The 21,347-nt window shown below is 39.0% G+C and carries 22 protein-coding genes; 13 read left to right on the plus strand and 9 right to left on the minus strand.

Annotated elements, in window-relative coordinates; translation table 11 throughout:
• Positions 1-186: 186 nt before the first annotated feature.
• The 5 genes from urtA (at position 187) to urtE (ending at position 5,792) form a co-directional block, all read left to right on the plus strand.
• A complete protein-coding gene (gene urtA, locus IEV17_RS08520) occupies positions 187-1,467 on the plus strand; it encodes an urea ABC transporter substrate-binding protein (RefSeq protein ID WP_004659826.1) in 1,281 nt (426 codons plus the stop codon).
• A gap of 91 nt (positions 1,468-1,558) precedes the next feature.
• Positions 1,559-3,181, plus strand: coding sequence for an urea ABC transporter permease subunit UrtB (urtB, locus tag IEV17_RS08525; protein ID WP_004659828.1), 1,623 nt, complete (start codon positions 1,559-1,561; stop codon positions 3,179-3,181).
• 4 nt (positions 3,182-3,185) lie between these two features.
• Positions 3,186-4,256 carry an urea ABC transporter permease subunit UrtC gene (gene urtC, locus IEV17_RS08530; protein WP_004659830.1) on the plus strand — a complete coding sequence of 357 codons (1,071 nt, stop codon included), beginning with the start codon at positions 3,186-3,188 and terminating at the stop codon, positions 4,254-4,256.
• On the plus strand, positions 4,257-5,084 hold the full coding sequence (urtD, locus tag IEV17_RS08535) for an urea ABC transporter ATP-binding protein UrtD (protein ID WP_004659832.1): 828 nt from the start codon (positions 4,257-4,259) through the stop codon (positions 5,082-5,084).
• Between the two features lie 9 nt (positions 5,085-5,093).
• Positions 5,094-5,792 (plus strand): urea ABC transporter ATP-binding subunit UrtE, encoded by a 699-nt coding sequence (gene urtE / locus IEV17_RS08540; RefSeq protein ID WP_004659834.1) that lies wholly within the window; start codon positions 5,094-5,096, stop codon positions 5,790-5,792.
• Positions 5,793-5,818: 26 nt separating this feature from the next.
• On the opposite strand, the gene IEV17_RS08545 is transcribed toward urtE, so the two are convergent.
• From IEV17_RS08545 to IEV17_RS08555, 3 genes are all read right to left on the minus strand, one after another.
• Positions 5,819-6,559: a hypothetical protein gene (locus tag IEV17_RS08545; RefSeq protein WP_034600822.1), complete on the minus strand. Its 741-nt coding sequence runs from the start codon at positions 6,557-6,559 to the stop codon at positions 5,819-5,821.
• Between the two features lie 71 nt (positions 6,560-6,630).
• On the minus strand, positions 6,631-7,176 hold the full coding sequence (locus IEV17_RS08550; RefSeq protein ID WP_004659838.1) for a GNAT family N-acetyltransferase: 546 nt from the start codon (positions 7,174-7,176) through the stop codon (positions 6,631-6,633).
• A gap of 93 nt (positions 7,177-7,269) precedes the next feature.
• Positions 7,270-7,995, minus strand: coding sequence for an outer membrane protein OmpK (locus IEV17_RS08555; RefSeq protein ID WP_004659839.1), 726 nt, complete (start codon positions 7,993-7,995; stop codon positions 7,270-7,272).
• A gap of 370 nt (positions 7,996-8,365) precedes the next feature.
• Here IEV17_RS08555 and IEV17_RS08560 point away from each other — a divergent pair, with 370 nt between their 5' ends.
• The 5 genes from IEV17_RS08560 to IEV17_RS08580 all read left to right on the plus strand — a co-directional run bounded on the left by IEV17_RS08560 (position 8,366) and on the right by IEV17_RS08580 (position 12,843).
• On the plus strand, positions 8,366-8,740 hold the full coding sequence (locus tag IEV17_RS08560) for an HPF/RaiA family ribosome-associated protein (protein WP_004659842.1): 375 nt from the start codon (positions 8,366-8,368) through the stop codon (positions 8,738-8,740).
• Positions 8,741-8,870: 130 nt separating this feature from the next.
• On the plus strand, positions 8,871-9,416 hold the full coding sequence (locus IEV17_RS08565) for an ankyrin repeat domain-containing protein (RefSeq protein ID WP_004659843.1): 546 nt from the start codon (positions 8,871-8,873) through the stop codon (positions 9,414-9,416).
• Positions 9,417-9,447: 31 nt separating this feature from the next.
• The gene (locus tag IEV17_RS08570) at positions 9,448-10,215 is read left to right on the plus strand and encodes a transporter (RefSeq protein WP_004659845.1); all 768 of its coding nucleotides are present in this window, start codon (positions 9,448-9,450) and stop codon (positions 10,213-10,215) included.
• A gap of 82 nt (positions 10,216-10,297) precedes the next feature.
• Positions 10,298-12,145 (plus strand): protein-disulfide reductase DsbD, encoded by a 1,848-nt coding sequence (dsbD, locus tag IEV17_RS08575; protein WP_004659847.1) that lies wholly within the window; start codon positions 10,298-10,300, stop codon positions 12,143-12,145.
• 2 nt (positions 12,146-12,147) lie between these two features.
• Entirely contained in the window at positions 12,148-12,843 is a 696-nt protein-coding gene (locus IEV17_RS08580) for a glutathione S-transferase family protein (RefSeq protein ID WP_004659850.1), read from the plus strand.
• A gap of 47 nt (positions 12,844-12,890) precedes the next feature.
• Here the strand turns inward: IEV17_RS08580 and IEV17_RS08585 are convergent, their stop codons facing one another.
• Both IEV17_RS08585 and IEV17_RS08590 read right to left on the minus strand, forming a co-directional pair.
• Positions 12,891-14,075, minus strand: coding sequence for a GGDEF domain-containing protein (locus IEV17_RS08585; RefSeq protein WP_004659852.1), 1,185 nt, complete (start codon positions 14,073-14,075; stop codon positions 12,891-12,893).
• 289 nt (positions 14,076-14,364) lie between these two features.
• The gene (locus IEV17_RS08590; protein ID WP_004659855.1) at positions 14,365-15,276 is read right to left on the minus strand and encodes an alpha/beta hydrolase; all 912 of its coding nucleotides are present in this window, start codon (positions 15,274-15,276) and stop codon (positions 14,365-14,367) included.
• 187 nt (positions 15,277-15,463) lie between these two features.
• On the opposite strand from IEV17_RS08590, the gene IEV17_RS08595 reads away from it, so the two are divergent.
• Positions 15,464-15,901, plus strand: coding sequence for a DUF2147 domain-containing protein (locus IEV17_RS08595; protein ID WP_004659856.1), 438 nt, complete (start codon positions 15,464-15,466; stop codon positions 15,899-15,901).
• A gap of 71 nt (positions 15,902-15,972) precedes the next feature.
• On the opposite strand, the gene IEV17_RS08600 is transcribed toward IEV17_RS08595, so the two are convergent.
• On the minus strand, positions 15,973-16,323 hold the full coding sequence (locus IEV17_RS08600) for an arsenate reductase (RefSeq protein ID WP_034600829.1): 351 nt from the start codon (positions 16,321-16,323) through the stop codon (positions 15,973-15,975).
• Between the two features lie 441 nt (positions 16,324-16,764).
• Positions 16,765-17,589 (minus strand): exodeoxyribonuclease III, encoded by an 825-nt coding sequence (locus tag IEV17_RS08605; RefSeq protein WP_004659860.1) that lies wholly within the window; start codon positions 17,587-17,589, stop codon positions 16,765-16,767.
• 41 nt (positions 17,590-17,630) lie between these two features.
• Between IEV17_RS08605 and pyrE the strand changes: the two genes are divergently transcribed.
• Complete coding sequence (pyrE, locus tag IEV17_RS08610; RefSeq protein ID WP_004659863.1) at positions 17,631-18,281, plus strand: orotate phosphoribosyltransferase; 651 nt, start codon at positions 17,631-17,633, stop codon at positions 18,279-18,281.
• 333 nt (positions 18,282-18,614) lie between these two features.
• Entirely contained in the window at positions 18,615-20,609 is a 1,995-nt protein-coding gene (locus tag IEV17_RS08615; RefSeq protein WP_004659865.1) for a DNA cytosine methyltransferase, read from the plus strand.
• A 69-nt stretch (positions 20,610-20,678) separates the two neighbouring features.
• Here IEV17_RS08615 and IEV17_RS08620 read toward each other — a convergent pair whose 3' ends face one another.
• The gene (locus tag IEV17_RS08620; RefSeq protein ID WP_004659866.1) at positions 20,679-20,867 is read right to left on the minus strand and encodes a DUF3565 domain-containing protein; all 189 of its coding nucleotides are present in this window, start codon (positions 20,865-20,867) and stop codon (positions 20,679-20,681) included.
• Positions 20,868-21,320: a MarR family winged helix-turn-helix transcriptional regulator gene (locus tag IEV17_RS08625; RefSeq protein ID WP_004659869.1), complete on the minus strand. Its 453-nt coding sequence runs from the start codon at positions 21,318-21,320 to the stop codon at positions 20,868-20,870.
• Positions 21,321-21,347: the final 27 nt, after the last annotated feature.

Here is a 21,347-nt window from a genome sequence, read left to right on the forward strand (position 1 = left end):
AATTAAAAAAATCTGCATCATTTTAGTTCACCTCGTTCACTTTGTATGCAATGTTGTATACAAGATTGAATTCTTATTTATTTGATCTGATAAATATTAAAATAAAACAACAGCTTAAATTATTGGCATAGAAATTGAATAACTCCACTCAGTAAAAATCACAATATCAACCTGTGGAGAACAAAGATGCAAAATAAATTGATGTCGATGTCTGTACTTATGGCAGCGATGATGGGGGTAGGACTGGTCGGTTGTTCAAAACCAGCAGAAAAAACAGAACAAACAAAAACTGAAACGAAAGCGGCACCTGCAGCAAGTGGCGATACGATTAAGGTGGGGATTTTACATTCACTCTCAGGCACGATGGCAATTTCTGAGACATCTCTGAAAGATACTGCATTGATGACAATTAATGAAATCAATGCCAATGGCGGGGTGATGGGTAAAAAACTCGAACCTGTTATTGTTGACCCAGCATCAGATTGGCCATTATTTGCGGAAAAAGCACGTCAGTTAATTACTCAGGACAAAGTTGCCGTTATTTTCGGTTGCTGGACATCAGTATCACGTAAGTCGGTTCTTCCTGTGGTAGAAGAGTTAAATGGTTTATTGTTCTATCCAGTACAATATGAAGGTCAGGAACAATCAAAAAATATTTTCTATACGGGTGCAGCGCCGAATCAACAAGCCATTCCTGCCGTTGAATATTTAATGGGAGATGAGGGTGGTAAAGCACAACGTTTCGTTTTACTCGGCACAGATTATGTCTACCCGCGAACAACCAATAAAATCTTACGTGCATTCTTGAAGTCTAAAGGGATTGCCGATGCAGACATCATGGAAGAGTACACGCCATTTGGTCATAGCAACTATCAAACTATCGTTTCCAATATCAAGAAATTTTCTGCGGGTAAAAAGACTGCGGTGATCTCCACTATCAATGGCGATTCCAATGTTCCTTTCTATCGTGAGTTAGGCAACCAAGGTATTAAAGCTTCTGATATTCCAGTCATGGCTTTCTCAGTTGGCGAAGAAGAATTACGTGGAATTGATACCAAACCATTGGTGGGTCATTTAGCTTCATGGAACTATTTCATGTCAGTTAAAAATCCAAAAAATACCGAGTTTGTGAATAAATTTAAACAGTATGCGGTGGAGTACAAGCTTCCAAATGCCGACAAAGTTGTGACCAACGACCCGATGGAAGCGACCTATGTGGGTATCAATATGTGGAAACAAGCGGTTGAAAAAGCAGGTACAACGGACGTTGATAAAGTTCGTGATGCGATGGCGGGTCAAACTTTTGCAGCACCATCGGGTTATACCCTCAAAATGGATGAAACCAATCACCATTTACATAAGCCTGTGATGATTGGGCAAATCCGTGGTGATGGGCAATTTGATGTGGTTTATAAAACACCACAAACCATCAAAGCTGAGCCTTGGAGCCCATATATTCCTAAATAATTTTTCCATGCAACCTGCTGTTTTGGCAGCAGGTTTTTCTTAGTTTTATTTCTTATTGATTGGTTTAAATAGAAAATATAAGGGGAGTCTTATGGCGAAACACTATGTTTTGGCAATGCTCTGCATCATGGCACAGATCATGTTTAATCCTGCATGGGCAGAAGTTACTTCACCAACAACTGTGACGTCTACAACTTCTCAGGATGCCATCCAAACTTTTGTTAAATCTGACTTTGCTACTCGTCGTGCTATGTTGAATCAATGGCCAGCCAGTATTGAGCAACTCGATCAGTTGGTGGCATATATTGATCAAAATGAGTTATATACTGATAGCGCAGGCAATACTTATATTCTAAAAAACGATGAAAAATTATTAAGTTACCCACAACAACAAGTGATCGAAACTTGGCCGTCGGACTTGTCTCAAGTGACGCTAGTCAATACGCTGCGTAAGGCACTGAACTTTGGACAAGCCAAAGTTAAATTGAATTCTGATGATGCATCACAACGTTTAGCCGCTGTTGATATTTTAGAAAATAACTTGGATGAGCTTGATGTAGCAACGATCAAACAACTCTATCTCAATGAAAAAAGTGAAGGTGTTAAAGCCCGTTTAGCGCAACTGAAAGCTCGTTTAGATTTTAATAGTTCAGATGAATTCACCAAGATCGAAGCAGTAAAAGTTTTGGCGGATTCAAATCGTCCAGATGTATTGGCATTAATCAATCAAAGTTTAGAACAACCACAAAATAATCCCGCATTGAAAGCAGCTTTAGTTGAAGCACAAAATAAAATTAAAACGCGTATTCAAATCAGTGAATGGTCAGGGCATGTATTTTCGGGTCTCAGTACTGCCAGTATTTTACTTTTAGCAGCGCTTGGTCTTGCAATCACATATGGTTTGCTTGGTGTCATCAATATGGCACATGGTGAACTCATCATGATCGGTGCTTATACCACTTACGTCATTCAAAGTTTTTTTAAGACGCACTTTGCAGGCTTAGTCGATTGGTATTTATTGGCTGCGATTCCTGCTGCATTTTTGGTGAGTGCGCTGATCGGCATGTTGATTGAACGTACTGTAATTCGCCCGCTTTATGGTCGCCAACTGGAAACATTATTGGCAACCTTTGGGGTGAGCTTAATCTTGATGCAATCGGTTCGGATGATCTTTGGCGCACAGAACGTTGAAGTGTCGAATGTCGCATGGCTCAGTGGTGGTATTGCCCTGACACCAAGCTTGATGTTGCCGTATAACCGTATTGCGATTATTGGTTTTACTGTGGCGGTCTTACTGCTTCTAGTTTTCTTATTAAATAAAACCCGTTTTGGATTATTTGTCCGTGCTGTGACACAAAACCGTCAAATGGCACGTGCTGTGGGAATTCGATCTGCACGTATCGATATGCTGGCATTTGGCTTAGGTTCAGGCTTAGCTGGTCTTGCAGGTTGTGCGTTAGCACAAGTGGGTAACGTGGGTCCTGACCTCGGACAAAACTACATTATTGATGCCTTCCTTGTTGTTGTCGTCGGTGGTGTGGGGCAAGTGTGGGGTGCGGTACTTGCAGCCTTAGGTCTAGGGATTAGCGGTACAGTTCTAGAGATTGGTCTAGGTGCAGTTTTAGCAAAAATTATTCTCTTAGTTCTTGTGATTTTGTTTATCCAAAAGCGTCCACAAGGTTTGTTTGCCATCAAAGGTCGTTTCGTGGAGTAAGCCAATGAAAATCACTTCTTTATTTGCAGATAAACCGTATAGCGCAATTGCGATTGCCATTTGTTTTGCCGTGTTATTGAGCTTACCTTGGTTACATCTGTTATCCCCTGATTCGGCATTTTATCTGTCAGCGTATTGGATTACGTTAATTGGCAAAATCATGTGCTTGGCTTTGGTCGCGTTGGCACTGGATTTAGTATGGGGCTATGCAGGGATTTTAAGCTTGGGGCATGGTTTGTATTTCGCCTTGGGTGGTTATGCCTTTGGCATGTACTTGATGCGCGAAGCCGCAGGAGATGGCTTACCTGATTTCATGCGTTTCCTCAGTTGGACAGAACTCCCTTGGTATTGGGTTGGCACTGAGCATTTTGCTTGGGCGATGATCTTGGTTTTATTTGTGCCTGCCTTAGTTGCCTTTATTTTTGGTTTCTTTGCTTTCCGCTCAAAAATCAAGGGTGTGTATTTCTCAATTATTACCCAAGCCATGACTTTTGCCGCAGCCTTATTATTCTTCCGCAATGAGACAGGTTTTGGTGGAAATAATGGCTTCACGGGTTTTAAAACCTTACTCGGTTTTGATATCACCTCTGCGCCGATGCGTGCCACTTTATGTTTTGTCACTGCTTTGGTGTTAATGCTGTGTTTTATCGGCTTACGTCAACTGATGAATCGTCCTTATGGTCGAGTGCTTGGCGCGATTCGTGACAGTGAAAACCGTTTGCAATATTTGGGCTATCGCACACTGTGGTACAAGCTTTCAGCATGGGTGCTATCGGCAGTGATTGCAGGTATCGCAGGGGCGTTGTATGTGCCACAGGTTGGTATTATCAACCCAAGTGAAATGAATCCAGTCAACTCGATTGAAATGGCAGTGTGGGTTGCCGCAGGTGGTCGTGGCACATTGATTGGACCGATTCTTGGTGCAGGTTTAATCAATGCTGTGAAGACTTATTTTACAGTAGCAGCACCAGAAGCATGGTTATTGATCTTAGGTGCTCTATTTATCGTGGTGACGATTTTCTTACCGAAAGGTGTGATTGGTTTATTTGACCGTTTTAAAAAGGAGAGCAATTAAATGAGTGATTTATTCCTAGACTCAGCTCAACATGGCGGTCAACTCGGCGAGGGTTATGGACGCGCCAAAACTGAGGGCGCAGACTTTAGTCATGGGATTGCCTTGTATTTAGAAAAAGTTAGTGTCTGGTTTGATTCGTTTCGTGCGTTAAATGATTTATCACTGTACATCGCTGAGGGTGAATTACGCTGCATCATTGGACCAAATGGTGCGGGGAAAACCACACTAATGGATGTGATTACAGGGAAAACTCGTCCAACCACGGGCACTGCTTTTTTTGGACAAAACTATGATCTTGCCAAAATGAGTACCGAGGAAATCGCGGAAGCTGGGATTGGGCGCAAATTTCAAAAACCAACGGTATTTGAAAATTTCACAGTCATGGAAAATTTACTACTCGCTGCACCACGTGATAAGCGAGTGAAAAAAAGCTTATTTAACAGACTTGATCCAGAAGCGCAGTTAGCTCTGGAGGAAAGTTTAGAACAAATTCGCTTAAAGGAATTTGTGAAAAAACCCGCAGGATTATTATCGCATGGTCAAAAGCAGTGGTTAGAAATCGGCATGTTGTTGATGCAACGTCCGAAGCTGATTTTATTGGATGAGCCTGTGGCAGGAATGACCGATGCGGAAACAGAACGCACGGCTGAACTGTGTTTAGAACTTAAAAAGAATCACACCTTAGTCGTGGTCGAGCATGACATGAGCTTTATTGACACCATCAGCGAGAAAGTTACGGTATTGGCGCAAGGCGCAATTTTGGCAGAGGGCACATTGGCAGAGGTACAAGCCAATGAAGATGTGATTGAAAAGTATTTGGGACGCTAGGAGACTGCCATGTTAGAAGTGAAAGAAGTAAACCAGTTTTATGGTGGTAGTCATATTCTGCGTGATGTGTCTTTTCAAGCGCCTGTAGGCGAATGCAGTGTCGTTCTAGGACGGAATGGCGTTGGTAAAACCACGTTGCTGAAATGCTTGATGGGGATTCTCCCGATCAAATCAGGACAGATTTTGTTAGATGGCAAAGATATTGCCAAGATGTCTCCTGAGCAACGGGTGCGTGCTGGCTTAGCCTATGTACCGCAAGGACGAGATATTTTTTCAACTTTGACGGTAGAGGAAAATATCTTAATTGGTATGGCGAAATTTTCAGGTGCAAAAACGCGGAAAGTACCGAGTCATCTCTACGAAATTTTTCCTGTACTCGATGAAATGAAACATCGTCGTGGTGGAGATTTATCGGGTGGTCAGCAGCAGCAGCTTGCGATTGCTCGAGCGTTGGCTTCTGAGCCTAGTGTCTTGATTTTGGATGAGCCAACTGAGGGAATTCAGCCCTCGATTATTAAAGATATTGGTCGGGTAATTCGTAAATTGGCGGATCAGGGTGAAATGGCGATCGTTTTAGTTGAGCAGTTTTATGATTTTGCTGAAGAGCTTGCGGATAACTATACCGTGATGGCGCGTGGACAAGTGATCGCACAGGGGCAAGGTGCGGAAATGCCTGAAAAGGGGATAAAGGAGTTGGTGGCGATTTAATAAAAGCCTCGTAAGAGGCTTTTTACTTATTTACTCTCCACTTTATAGAACGTCCCACCAGCGTAAACATTGTGTCCAAAGCCACAAGAAGATTCACTATCCTTCTGTTCCACCTCAATTTTTTGACCTAGATTCGGATCGTTAGCAAATTGAAGTTTGATCTGACAGTCTTCATAACGGTAGTTTGCTTGTTTTGCCGTGATGGGCATGGTCGTTTCAAACTGCCCCATATTTGGACCATAAATCAGACCTCGAATCCCAAAGTAATAACCATCAAAAGCGATCTGATATTTATTTTGCTTTTTACTGACCTTAATGTAATCCCATTGCCCGAAACCATTGGCTCGAACATAAGTGCCTTGTAGGTCTTTAGATATTTGGGGCTTTGCTAGCTGTTTGAAGTTGTATTGGCTAGTTTTAGAGTCTTTATCTCTTAGAAACCAAACTCTTGCCCATTGGGGTTTGCCTAATTTTGCATAACTCAATCCCACATTATTATTGGCAATTTCAATGTCTCGGTCAGTCACTTGAATACCACTTTCCTCAGCATTCATTTGGCAGAACTGAGCCCATGCAGCTTGATCTTCAAATTGTTTTACTGCTTTGGCATATTGCTTTTGATCGTAAAACTTTTTGCCTGCTTGGGCATATTGTTTTACTTTGCTACAGCCTTGTTGTAACTCTTGTTCAAATGAATCTTCAGCAAAACTTGAAGCTGAGCCAATTGCTGTTATAACCATTAGGCAAAGTTGCGTTGTTCTCATCATTTTCAATATTTCTAAAGCTGCTTGATACTCATTTTAAACAAGAAGTGAAAATATATGCTGTGAGCAAATTGTTAGCTTGAAAGTTGTAGCTGCATCCAAACCAAGTCACGCCATTGTCCAAATTTTTGTCCGACTTGTGGCATATAACCTGTTTGTACAAAACCAAGCTGTTCATGTAGCACAATTGAACCCGTATTTTCACTATCAATTGCAGCCACCATGATATGCATGTTTTGTTGTATCGCGAGATGGATCAGTTGTTGCATCAAGGCTTTGCCAAGACCTTGACGTGCGTAGCTTGGATCAACAAAAACAGAATGTTCGATACTCTGACGATAGCCGCTGATACTACGAAATGCAGCATAGTAGGCATAGCCAGCAACTTTATTATGGTGTTGGTCTTCAACCACAATCATTGGGAATTGCTGCTGTTGCATGTCTTGAAAATGTTGTTGATATTGTTCTAAAGCAACAACTTGATCGTTCCAGTTGGCTGTACCCGTCAGGATTTCATGATTATAAATCGTAAGAATCTGTTCCAAATCATTCATCGTAGCAAAACGAATTTGATAAGGTGAATGCAAAGGATGTGCTGCAAGCTTAAGTTTGAATGGCATGGATGAATTAATGAAAGTTCACATATTCTGAATATGCGTGATTGCAAAAAAAACAGCAAGACTAAGCTTGCTGTTTTTCAATAAATTGACTGTTTAGAAATGATATTTCACTAAAGCACTGACATTGTTTTCGTCGCTGCCTTTGATACCAAATTTGTTATTCCAAACAGAGTGTTCAATACCTAAATATAAGCGTGTTTCAGGTGAAATATGTTTACCAACATTCCACTTATATTGAGTCGTCCAGTTGAGTTCACTTGCGTGATCTTTCTCACCAGTCGACCAGTCAAGGAAACCATCGACCAAGAAATCTTCAGTTGATACTTTAAATGGCAATGCATAGGCAATCGTCATTTGATAGTCATCAGCGGTTTTTTCATTATTGGCACGGTAGAAGTTTACATTCGCATATTGGAAATATGGAATTGCTAAATCAAAGCCTACGCCGTACAAGAAGTTGTCAAAACTAGAAAAGTCATCGTTATTGCTTTCCCATGTTGTTGAGATCAACACATCTTTGACTGGACCGAAAGCAAGTTTTTGACCAGAAATTTCGCCTAAGCTTAAGCGAGGAGAAAGTTCGAAATAGGTACTTTTATGATCGTCACCACCACGCATACGATCCATAAAGAAAAATACGTCGGCATATTGTACTTTTGCAGCGTATTCAATGGTTAAAGTCGTTTGCTTTTCATCGACAACTTCATAGTTTTCACCGTATAAACCAGTGAGGCTAAAATCTTGCCAAATAGGCTTTGCCTGAACGAAAGCTGCTGTAGATACCAATAAACAAGTCGCTGCAAGTTGCTTCAATTGCATTTAAAAAATCCCCCCAAAAATGGCGTGTCAAGCATACAAGGAATTAAGCAAAAATAAAGCCAAATTTGACCAAATGCTCAAAAGAATTGTATAGAGCCGACCAAAAGAAAAAAGCCAATGAATTTAAAAATCTTTTTGATCAAGTTTTAATAAAAATGTCAAAAATCAGCTTGCATATTTGTTATGAAAGTCAGATATTGGAGTTATAGAAGATCTTCTTAACTACTGAAAAGCAACAGATGTGAAGCAAGGAGACCACAAGCATTTACATAATCAAAATATACAACTGCACTGAATGAATGCATGCTCAAAGCGTGCTAAATAAAAAAGTTTCGTAGAACCGTCTCACAGAAAAGAGAGGAAGATATTTATGAATATTGAAATCCGTACAGATAAAAACATTCAAGGTAGCGAACGTTTAATTAGTTATGTCCGTGCAGAACTTACGCAAGAATTTCAACGCTATAGCGAGCGTATTACACATTTTTCGGTTCATATTAGTGATGAGAATGGGGAGAAAACGGGCGATCATGACAAACGTTGTATGATCGAAGCTCGTCCAGCGGGTATGAAGCCACTAGCCGTGACTCATAAAGCTGCAAATATCGATGCATCTATTCATGGTGCGATTGATAAACTAAAACGTAGTTTGGAACATTTATATGAGAAAAAAGAACATCATCGTGGTGGTTTACCAGAATATGTTGACGTCGATGACGATGTAAAAGTTGATGATGAAGCGTAAAGATAAACGCGAAAAAAAAGTCCAGTTTTGGGCTTTTTTTTTGTGTATATCAAATTTATACGTGATTTTATAAAAACCTGTCGGGATATTCGGCATAATAGAAACATTAAATATATTGTGAGAATTGGTCATGTTAAGCAATCAGCAGCAGGCCTTGGTGCAAGCCATACAACAACTCGATTTAGACCAAGTGCAATCTTTACTTGCTGAAGGACTCGACCTGAACTTTATTGATCCAGAACATGGTTTCCCAGTCTCTATTTTATGTGATGGCTTATTTGTGTGGTGGGAGAATGTCTGTGAAGCTTATGAAGCAGGTCAGCCCTTGACTGAAGCAGACAAACAACAACAATTACAAGTTTATCAAGACATTTTAGAAGCATTAATTCAAGCCAAAGCAAATCTTCATTTATGGGATGCTGAAGAGTTTTATGGTCCGCTTTGGGATGCTGCAAGTTCAGCATGCGCACCTGTGGTTCAACGCTTACTCGATGAAAAAGTCGATCCAAACACAAGAGATGAAGAGGGTCTCACTATTTTGTCATCCATTAGCCAGTTATTCTTTGACTGCGATTTTGATGAAATTGACTGGTCAGAATCTTTGGTAGAAGAGCGTGAAACACTCGAATTATTACGCAAACATGGCGCGAAAATGTCAAAAGAGCTAACGGCATAAGTCTACCCAACAAGATATAAAGGGGAGAACAATGAAAAAGTTTCAAGTATTAGGCTTGGTTGCTGCATCAATCATGACAACAGCAACATTTGCAGCAGAATTTTCTTTTGACCGTCCTCGTGCAGGGATCGGAACAGGGATTACACCTGTTGGTCAACTTGCTTGGGAACAGGGCTTACCAACAGTAAGTTATCAAGAACAAAATATTGAAGGTGTAAAAGATAAAACTCTAACCCTAAATGGCGATATGTTGTTGCGTACAGGTTTAGCAAATGGTCTAGAACTGCAATTGGGTTGGCAAGGTCAAGTATGGCAACAACACAAGCGAGCTGGATTTAAAACTGAAACTGATGGTTTAGGCGATGTCAGTATTGGTTTAAAGAAAGCGATTGATCTGAAAGATGATCGTTTATCGATGGCGGTGTTAGCAGAAGCGATTATTGCGACTGGCAATGATGAATTCACGAATCAAGATGATATTTATAGCCTCACTTCAGCAGTTGCGTATAAGTTCAGCGATTTGGTGGGTACATCAATTACCATGCGTTATGAAGCACAAAATAGTGATTGGGCCGTGACTGCAATTCCAACCATTGATTATAAAATTGCGGGTAAATTATCTGGTTTTTCAGAGTTTGTTTATCGTAAAGCAGAAAGCCAAGACTATGAATATGGTTTAGGGACAGGTTTGGTCTATAGCTTAAATGATCGAGCTCAACTTGATGCCAGTATAGGTGTGGATTTGAATGGCGATCAAAAAAGCTATAACGGTGGTTTAGGTTTATCTGTTTTATTCTAGTCAAAATCTCCGCTAACTTTTGAAATCCTTCTGCAGGCAGAATGAGGTCTTAAGTTATCGGGAGAGTTACAGTGAGATGAACATGAAAATGTCTGTTCAGGGTGGGTACATTAGCCAATTAATGCGCTACTTTTTGGCTACTTTATTGTTGTTATGTACGTCTTTGGTTTACGCTCAAGACAATCTATCAGCACCGTTACTGACTCCTGAACAGGCATTTGCATTTTCAGTTGAATCGACCAAAACCAATCAAGCGCGGTTACACTGGACCATTCAGCCTAATTATTATCTCTATCAACACAAATTTGAGGTTCAACAAGGCAATCAACCTGTTACGTTGAAATTACCCAAAGCAATTGAACAGTACGATGAAAACTATGGTCATAGCCAAGTTTATTATCAGCAAGCAGAGTTTGAGATTAGCACTCAAGCATCTCAACATTATCGTGTTACATGGCAGGGTTGTGCCAAAGACCGTATTTGCTATCCACCTCAAAATATTGAATTTCAAACCGATGCTGATGGGTTGGTTAGTGTCGAAAATGTCAGTTCTAATTCACAAAAACGTTTTTTAGATGTTGCTCGTTCTGCGAATAGCTTAAATGCTCAGACCGCAGAGAGGGATGAACTTACAACTGAAAAATCTAATGATGTAAAGCTGAATAATTCAACCAATATGGCGCAAGACCAACAGTGGTCAAGCACATTGGCACAGCACTCTCTTGCTTATAGCTTGTTATTATTTCTAGGCTTAGGAATTTTATTGGCATTTACGCCGTGTTCTTTACCAATGTTGCCGATTTTGACCTCATTGATTGTTCGTGAACATAAAGGCGTTAAAGCATGGACGATTGCACTTACTTTTGTATTTAGTATGGCAATGGTCTATGCCGTATTGGGTTTAATTGCCTCTGTGGCAGGGCTAAATTTCCAACGATGGTTACAGCAACCTGCGACATTAGTTGCATTTAGTCTATTGTTCGTTGTATTCGCTTTAAATCTGTTTGGTTTATTTGAATTGAAACTGCCGCAGAAATGGGTGAATCGCCTCGACCAAATGCAGTCAGTGCAACAAGGTGGGACTTTGCTTGGTGCAAGTATCATGGGCATGATCTCCGCATTGTTAGTCGGTCCGTGTATGACTGCACCTTTAGCGGGTACATTACTCTTTATTTCACAAACGCAAAATCAGTGGCAAGGTGCTCTACTATTATTCACCTTGGGATTTGGTATGGGTATTCCATTACTGCTTGCCAGTGTTCTAGGTGCAAAGGCACTACCGAAAGCAGGGGAATGGATGCATCAAATTAAGGTTATTTTTGCCTTTCTCATGCTGGCATTGAGCATTTATTTTATCCGTCCGTTGTTGCCTGAATTAGCGATTCAAATACTTAGTCTTGTATTGGGCATGGCATTTATTGGTTTCGCGATATATCGTCTGTTTGTGAAGAAAGGGCAATTACAGTGGTTATATGCATTGTTGCTGATGATCTCAGTTCCGTTTTTAGCTTTTAACCAATATCAACATATTCAAAATTTAAGCGCAGTTCAGGCAGATAAATTAGCCGAGTGGCATGTCGCAACAACCGCTGCTGATTTTGAGCGGATTCTAGCCAACGCACCCAAAGATCGACAGATTGTCATTGATGTCTATGCCGACTGGTGTGTGGCTTGTCAGCCGATTGAGCATCGTGTATTAAAAGATGCAGAAGTTCAACAGGCATTATCTCATTATTATTTGATTAAACTTGATTTAAGTCATTACGATGCCTCACATCAGGCACTGCTCAATCAATGGGATATTTTAGGGCCACCAACCTATTTATTTTTAGATTCGCAACAACAAGAAATCCGTGCATTACGTTTAACGGGTGCATTTAAGAAAAGCGAGCTATTACAACAACTCACCTTGTTGAAAGGGAAATTATAATCATGTATCAATTGTTTATTGGCAATAAAAATTATTCAACTTGGTCGATGCGACCGTGGATTTTATTAAAACAACTTGGCATTCCATTTCAGGAGCATTTAATTCAATTTGATAGTTTTGAACCTAATAGCCAATTTAAAACTGAGATTTTAAAATTGAATTCAACGGGCAAAGTCCCAACACTCATGCATGATGATTTGATTATTTGGGATAGTCTGGCGATTTGTGAATATATTGCTGAACAAAATCCTGAGAAGAATGTGCTACCTCAAGATAGAAAGCAACGAGCCAGAGCACGATGCATTAGTGCAGAAATGCACAGTAGTTTTCAAAGTTTACGTAATTTGTGTCCAATGAATGTTGAGGCTGATTTGTCCCATATTGGAAAACAGCTTTGGGCTGACCATGAGCAACTAAGGAATGACGTGGCCCGAATTGATCAAATTTGGTCAGAGAGACCAAGTGAAGAGCAGTTTTTATGTGATGAGTTTAGTCTAGCCGATGCATTTTATGCGCCTGTGGCTATGCGTTTTCAATGTTATAAATTACCCATCTCTGCTTCTAGCCAAAGTTATATGCACAAGATATTGTCTTTAGCATCAGTTCAAGAGTGGATCGCAGAAGCCAAACAAGAACAGATGTTTGTACCCTTTGATGAGCCTTATCGTAATCATCGTGAAGAATATTTAAGAGACTAAACAACAGATCAAAAATAAAGGCATCTTTGGATGCCTTTATTTTTGGATTAATTTAAGAAAAGTTCAGTAAAAATTTTGACTTGATTTCGACCAGATGCTTTTACTGCATACAATGCTTGATCTGCCTGACTAATAATTAAGTGAGGTTCATCGGCACTGAGTGTGCTACTGATGCCAAAACTGGCACTGATAGAAAACTCGTGATGATCTTCTGAGGTAAATTTTAACTCACCAATCGCTAAGCGACAGCGCTCTGCCACATTTTGTGCTTGTGCAGGCGTGGTATTGGGCAATAATAAAATAAATTCCTCACCCCCAAAGCGCCCAATCATATCTCGGTCACGTAAATTATTCGCCAAACATTTTGCAACATTGACCAATACTTGATCCCCCACGCTATGCCCAAAATGATCGTTAATATTTTTAAAATGATCTAAATCGAGTAATACAATCGAGTACAGTTGATTTGGTTGCTGATGTAAGCGCTCTAAGTGATTGCTAATACTGCGACGATTCATCACATTTGTGAGCGGATCTAAACGACTGAGTACTTGAATAGCCGTTTCTCGAATTCGCCATTGTTTGAGCAGACTTTCAAATAGCAGCAAACAAGCAATTAAAATTGGCAATAAGAAGAAAAACATACTGCCAACCCAAAAAGGATGCATTTGAGCTTGGTTCAGGACTTCTAGCTTAAATATCGGTGCATATTGTAGGACACCATACATACTTAAAAAGTTGCAAAACAGCAGTGCGATTGTTGCTGGCACTAGCGCGCAATAAATCATTTTACGATCAAACAGAACGAGACCTACTCCCACGACACTGACATAGGCAACCATGGTTGCAGGACTAAAACTTCCAATCAGATAGCCTGTATGACAGAGTAAAACAGTAAAGACCTGTACGCTTAAAATCGGAATGATGTCTTGTACCCAAGATTTATCTTTATAAATAAAGCAGGGCACAATCAAACTTAAAAAGACAAAAAGCATGATTACATTGGTCCAAAGTTTAGATCGAACCAACGGTAAATTTACCCATTGCCATGTAAATGGATTGAGCAGGACAAAACTGTCCCAAATAATTCCAAATAGACTCATAAGTGAGGCTAAGATTAGCAACAAAATACATTTCTTTAACATGTTCCAATTAATTAATGGTTCATGTTCCCAGAACTGCGAGAAATTCCATTTTTCTCTGTCAACTAACCTCTTAAAATGAATCTTCATGATTGGCATGCTTCCTTATATGCAATGAGATTCCTAAGAAACGTTATTCGTGTAAATTCGTCATCAAAAACATTATTAAACGATTATTAAAATAACAATAGCACCTTTAGAATGAGAAGGAAGTCTAGCTATGTGCTTTTTAATGTAAATTAGGAGAGGAAAAATTCTTTGAAAAAGGAAGCTTAATCTAAATATTCGATCAGTTTGTTCTTATAATGACAAAAAGGAATTAAGAATGACAATGGTCAGACATAGCTGACCATTTTCTGCACAATCATCAAATTATGTTTTAATCACGATCAATTGCATGAGCAAAATCCGCAATGTCTGCTAAAGCTTGTTTGGCTTCTGGAAACCAAGCATTAAACATTTGGAAGTTATGCCACATGCCTGTGTAAAGTTTAAAGTGTACTTTGACCCCAGCTTTTTCTGCTTTTTCTCTAAAGCGTTTTGAATCATCCAGTAAAATTTCTTTTGAGCCGACTTGCACCAGTGTTGGCGGTAAGCCTTTAAGATCATCAAATAGAGGTGAAACACGCGGATCATCCGCTTGAATACCATCTTTTAAGTAATGATTAATTCCTGCTTGTAAGGCTTCAATAGAGAGCAGAGCATCATGTTTTTGGTTAAAGCGTAATGATTCACTGGTGAGGGTCAGGTCTAAATAGGGTGACATTAAAATTAAACCGCTTGGCATGAGGTCAGGTTGCGCTTTTAACCGTAAGCACAATGCTAAAGCGAGATTGGCACCACAAGAATCCCCCGAAATAATAATATCTTTGGGTTGGATACCTTGTACTAATAGTGCTTGATAAACGTCAAAAATTGCATCAATTGCTTCAGGGAAAGCATGTTCAGGGGCTAAAGGATAATCCACATGAACCACTTGCATTTGCGTGCGCGCAGCAATATCAGTCATGAGGGCACGATGAGTATTTAAACTCCCCAAGAAAAAAGCGCCGCCATGAATATGAAAAATAAGTTGTGTGGCAGAAACTTGTGCTTTGATTTCTTCACCACGCACGCCTGCTAAGCGCAATGGTCGAATTTGTACTGTTGGATTTTGGGGGAATAGACGACAAAGTTGGTCTAATAAAGGTCGCAAAGCATTCGGGGCTAAATTAAACTGACTCGGCGTACGAATGGTCGCTTTTAGTAATGATTCAGTAAAATAATATTTCCAAACAGTACCAAATTTCATAATTTTTCCATATTGTTAGGTCAGTATATAACTAAGAGAATTTTGACTCGTGTGCCTTGCGCTGTAATTACAGCAATGTTTTGTTGTTGCTCAGGCTATACCCAATAGTCATAATCAAGAATTGCAATATTGATAGAAATTCTCAATACTCTTAGTCTTGAAAAGACCCCTTAAGGATATTACAAAAATGAAGAAAATTGCTTTAGCATTTGGATTGCTCGGTTTAACAACTTTTGCCAATGCTGCAGATGCATTAAATGGCTCAGTATGGCAAACCATTGATGATGAAACAAAACAGCCAAAAGCGATCGTGAAATTTACGGAGCTGAAGGATGGCACGCTTACAGCATCTATTCAAAAATATTTAGTTCCAGGCCAAGAGAATGCATGTTCAAAATGCGAAGGAACATTTCATAACAAGACATTAAAAGGGGTAACGATTGTTCATAGCCTTAAAAATGTTGGTGGCGTAAATTATGATGGTGGTTCGATTATCGATCCTAAGAATGGCAAAACTTATAAATTGAAAGCTGAAATCATCGAAGGTGGTAAAAAGCTTAAATTACGCGGTTATATCGGTGTAGCGGCGCTTGGTCGTAACCAAACTTGGATTCGTGCAAACTAATTACATTTTAAACGTAAAAAAACCGAGTCTCATGACTCGGTTTTTTATTTCTATTAATGGGAATAAGTCATTTATGCTGATAAAGCTTGATAATTCGCTTCATCAAAGCCAATTACAAAGCCTTCAGGTGTTTGTAAAATGGGACGTTTAATCAAACTCGGCTGAGCAATTAAAGTTTCAATCAAATTTTCCTGATTACTGGTTGCATGTGCCTGCTCTGCTTCGGTTAATTTACGCCAAGTCGTACCTTTTTTATTTAGGACCTTATCTGCGCCAATCTCTTTTAGCCAAATTGCTAAAGTGTCGGCATCAATCCCTTGTTTTTTATAATCATGAAACTCGTAAGAAATTCCTTTTGCTTGTAGTGCATCAAAAGCTTTTTTCATCGAATTACAATTTTTAATTCCATAAATTTTAAACATACTGAAAACCATAACAACACAATGAAAGATATGCCTTAAAGCCTAACGTAAAAGACAGGGAATGTACCAGTTGAAAATTTTTATCAAGTTAATTGATGTTATGTATTAAGCGTAGATTAAATGACTAAATCTTTCTTATTTTTTGAACAAAATTGCTAAATACAAAGGATAGGAAAAATATTTAATATCTGAAAAAGAGAAAACCCGCATCTAATCATCCTGATCATGCGGGTCTCATTTCAACGTCCAATGTCTCATCCTTGCAAATAAACTTAATCTAAGTTTATTTTGTCTTCCTACGGCGTCCTATCCCTTTTTGGTCATCCTGACCGCTTCCCTGTGCCGTGGTGCTATAATGCCGTTACAGCTGGTAAATAAAAATACACAAAAAACGACATGATATGTAAGCTAAAGAGGCGGTCAAAGTGAACAAGTGTTCACTTATTCGTGTATTTTATAATCAATAATCACAGGTGCATGGTCACTAAACCATTGTTCTTTATACACCCAAGCATTTGCAGTCCGTGCTTTCCAATCTGGAGAGCAGGCTTGATAGTCGATACGCCAACCGACATTTTTCGCACGTGCTTGCCCACGATTTGACCACCATGAATACAATTCGGCTTCTTTTCGTACCTCACGGAAGGTATCTACATAGCCAAGTTCATCATAAATATGATCGAGCCATGCGCGTTCATGTGGCAAGCAGCCTGATGATTTCTGATTGCCTGACCAGTTTTTAATATCAATACGCTTATGCACGATATTGTAGTCACCACATATGATGATCGATTTATTTTCATCTCGCCATTGTTTGAGTATTTGGGCGTATTCTTGAAGAAATAAATCTTTACGTGCTTGTGCTTCTTCACCACTTGAACCTGATGGTAAGTATAACGAGGCAATATGAACAGGGTGTGACAGACCTAAATCGAATTCCGCCGTGATAAAACGTCCTTGTGAATCTGCTAATTCAAAGCCTAAGCCATTCTGAACAGAGACAAAAGGTAAGCGGCTATAAATGGCTGTGCCTGCATAGCCTGCACGTTCAGCAGGAAATAGATGCGTGTACCAACCTTCAGGTTTAAATTTATGCGTCCATTGTTCATGGGTAATGCGGCTTTCTTGCATACACACCACATCGGCATCGGACTGTTCTAACCACTCAAGCAGACCTTTGGTCACAGATGAACGTAGACCATTTACGTTAATTGAAACCACTCGAAGAATTTTTACATCACTTGGATAGCTATCCTTTGGTATCATACGTCTGTTTAACCTCAATTAAAGAATTTGGAGCACCTTATATGACAACGCCTGTGTCATTTCATCCGCAAGCTTTTATCGAACTCGCATTATCACGTGGTGTGCTTAAATTTGGTGAGTTTACCTTAAAATCAGGTCGTGTCAGTCCTTATTTCTTTAACGCAGGTTTGCTCAATGATGGCGAAGCGTTGTCTTTATTAGCACAAGGTTATGCCGATAAATTGGTTCAGTGTGAAAACGTTGGTGTGATTTTCGGCCCTGCGTACAAAGGTATTCCTTTTGTTGCGGCGACCGCGGTGGCGTTGTCTCAAGTACATGGCAAGAGTGTTCCTTGGGGTTTTAACCGTAAAGAAGCCAAAGATCATGGTGAAGGTGGTGTGTTGGTGGGTGCATCGGTTGCAGGTCAAAAAGTGTGGATCATTGATGATGTGATCACTGCTGGGACTGCGATTCGTGAAGTGGTGACCATCTTAAAAAATGCAGGTGCGACGATTGCAGGGGTGTTGGTTGCGCTAGATCGTCAAGAACGTGGTCAAGGTGAGCTTTCTGCGATTCAGGAAGTGCAAAAAGAACTCGAAATCCCTGTGCATGCTTTAATCACGATGAAGGATTTGATGGATTATTTGGATGCAAAAGGCGAGAAAGACGCTTTAGCTAATATGCAGGCTTATCGTGAAAAATATGGTATCTAAGTTTTAGATGTAAATGAAAAGGAAGCGAAAGCTTCCTTTTTTTGTTGAGTTAATAGATTATTGTAAATAATGTTTAAAAATAAGCGTGAAAACTGAAAAAAGCCGTTATAGTGCGCTGAATCCTAGGATGTTTTAATTTAATTAAGATATTGATACTTATAGAAAGATTTCAAGCAATTCGCATAAGGCGTATTATGTTAATTGTAACTATTCTTAATTAATGCAAAGTGTTTAGCATATGGAGACCATAATTGTCGCAGTCTAAATAAGATATGATATCTATAGCACTAGAATTAGATATACTTATTCAATATTTAATTTATTTGTTGCAAGATGCCTGAATTTCAAAACCTTGAGTTCGACCTTAGTGAAAACTTTTTTCTACAGAACTTCAAGTTCATCGATCTATTCGCTGGTATTGGTGGATTTCATTTAGCTTTAGAACAACTAGGAGGAACGTGTGTATTCGCATCTGAAAAAGATGAATATGCCAAAAAAACCTACCTAGCTAATCACCAGATAGATCCTAATTTTTTTAATGATGATATTAGGAAAGTAGCTCCTCTAGAAATACCTGATCATGACATTCTATGTGCAGGATTTCCATGTCAGCCATTCTCTGTGGCTGGAAAACAAAAAGGTTTTGAGGATGGAGATAACTCTGAACGAGGTAATCTATTTTTTAGTATTTTAGATATATTAGAAGCTAAAAGACCCAAAGCTTTTATTTTGGAAAATGTACGAAACTTAGAAAAACACGACGATGGTCGAACTTTACAAACAATTATTCAGGAATTGAAAGACCTCGGATATTCCATTGATTATAAAATTCTAAAAGCTTCTGATTTCAATGTTCCACAGCATAGGCCAAGAATTTTCTTAGTAGGTTTTGATTTAAGCCAAATAAACTATCCTAAAACTTTTGACTTTCCTTCGCCAATTCCACTTAAAAAAACTATGTCGGATATCTTTGAAGGTAAATGCCATAGAGAAGTTGGTTTTACACTTCGTGTTGGAGGAAAAGGTTCAGGTATACATGATCGTAGAAACTGGGATTGCTATCTAGTTAATGGACAAGAGAGAAGAATAGGTATAAAAGAAGGCAAAAGAATGATGGGGCTACCGGAAGTATTTAATTTTCCAGTATCCAATACGCAAGCAATGAAACAGTTGGGGAACAGTGTTTGTGTTGATGTAGTTAGAGCTGTAGCCACAAATGTTATCAAATATATCAATGTAAATACCAAAAATGAGAGTGAAATGGCTGGTCAAAATAAAGGTGAATTAAGCGAAGCATATACGCTATTAAAGGTCATTCATGACCAGTTCATTAAATATGCAGATAAGAATGGTTTACCATCTAATGATTCCATATGTGTTACGACTATTGATCTCAAAGAACGAGACTTAAAATTAGATGAATACGAACCCATTATCTCATTTATCAAAGATGGTATATTACATGAGATACCAATTTCACAATTTGTATCTCAAATTGAATTAGAACAAATTGTGAATGAAATTAAAGGGATTAAAGCAACATCTTCATCTCAAATTTTGGATATGAAGAAAGATATATTAGGTATAAAGCACTTTAAAGCTGATAGTTATAAAAAAGCTGACCTAAGTATGTCTTTTATTAGTTATCCAGAAAAAGAGTCATATTTTAAACAGGGCACTAGTATCAAATCCCATCTAGGTGCTAATCCAACTCTATTAAATGCTTCTGGCTCTACAAATTTTGTTTATTCAATTGAAAATCTGAGTAAATCAGATCTTGAAGAAATCTGTAATAGCACTCAATACATAGATGAAAAAGGGAAAAATAAAATCTTAATAAAAGATAGAATCCAATCTATTTTTCAACGTGGTGGGCGTTTAGAGTTTTTACATTGTGAAAATCCAACTTATGCTACATCATTGGAATCTGTTGATTCACGTATGGATGAAATTCTCGCGGATGCTTTAATTTCTTATTACAACAGGGAAATAACAAAGCTTAGCGAATATAAAGGTAACATAATTTCCCAATTAGCAGCGCATAACCGATTAAAGGACTTTATTAGATATACAATGTTTGGCATTTTCCCAAATAAAGCATGGGATGGAACTTGTACTGCAAATGGAGTAATTTTAGTAGAAGGTACTAGTGGACAAATTGTATTTTTCCATATAACAAAGGAAGATGTTCTTAAAGAATATTTCTTTTCACGAAGCTACTTTGAAACAGCTTCACTATCTCGGAATCGATTTGGTCAGGTTTATTTTGAAAATGGGAAACCTTGTATCAAATTAAATCTTCAAATTAGGCTAAGTCCAAACGCTTAAATAAATTCTAAATTTTAGACACTTTTTAAAGGTGTCTTTTTTATTTAAATATAAAATCTTTTATACGAATCACCTCTCTTCACACTTCTTACATTCCAACATCACACCTAATTTTTCATTTCGCCCCTGTTCGGTTAACACCCAAGGGCGATTTTGCCACGGTGGATCATGGCGTACATGCTGCGTATGACCACATGCGAGATCAGCAACCCAATGCTTTTCTTCATCGAGATGAAAACCGACAATCGCTTGCTGCATTTAATTTTCCATAGACTCGAGTTTCGATTGTTCCAAACCCTTTAAAAAACGATGGCATAAGTTATGAATCGCCAGCAGATCGTTTGGGTCCATACCCAATGAGCAAGCCAGTTTAAATGGAATCAGGGTGATTTCATCTTTTGACGCCAGCGCTTTTTCTAGCAAGATCACTTTCTTCATCCGCTCATCTTCTTTGACCGCAACACGCTTTAAAAACTGCTTCTCTTCAAGTTTTTTAATAATTGGAGTCAGCGTTCCTGAATCAAAAAAAGTCTTTTGTCCAATCTCAGACAACATCACATTGTCCTGCTCATACAAAGCCAGCAATACAATAAATTGCGGATAGGTTAGATCATATTCTTGAAGCAAAGGGCGATACTGGCGAATCATCGCATTGGTCGCGGAATACATGGCAAAACACACTTGGTTATCCAAAAATGAAACGGCAGCCATGATGCTTTTTCCTCGACTTGGTTGTTG

The organism is Acinetobacter modestus, from assembly GCF_014636095.1.
Taxonomy (GTDB): domain Bacteria; phylum Pseudomonadota; class Gammaproteobacteria; order Pseudomonadales; family Moraxellaceae; genus Acinetobacter; species Acinetobacter modestus.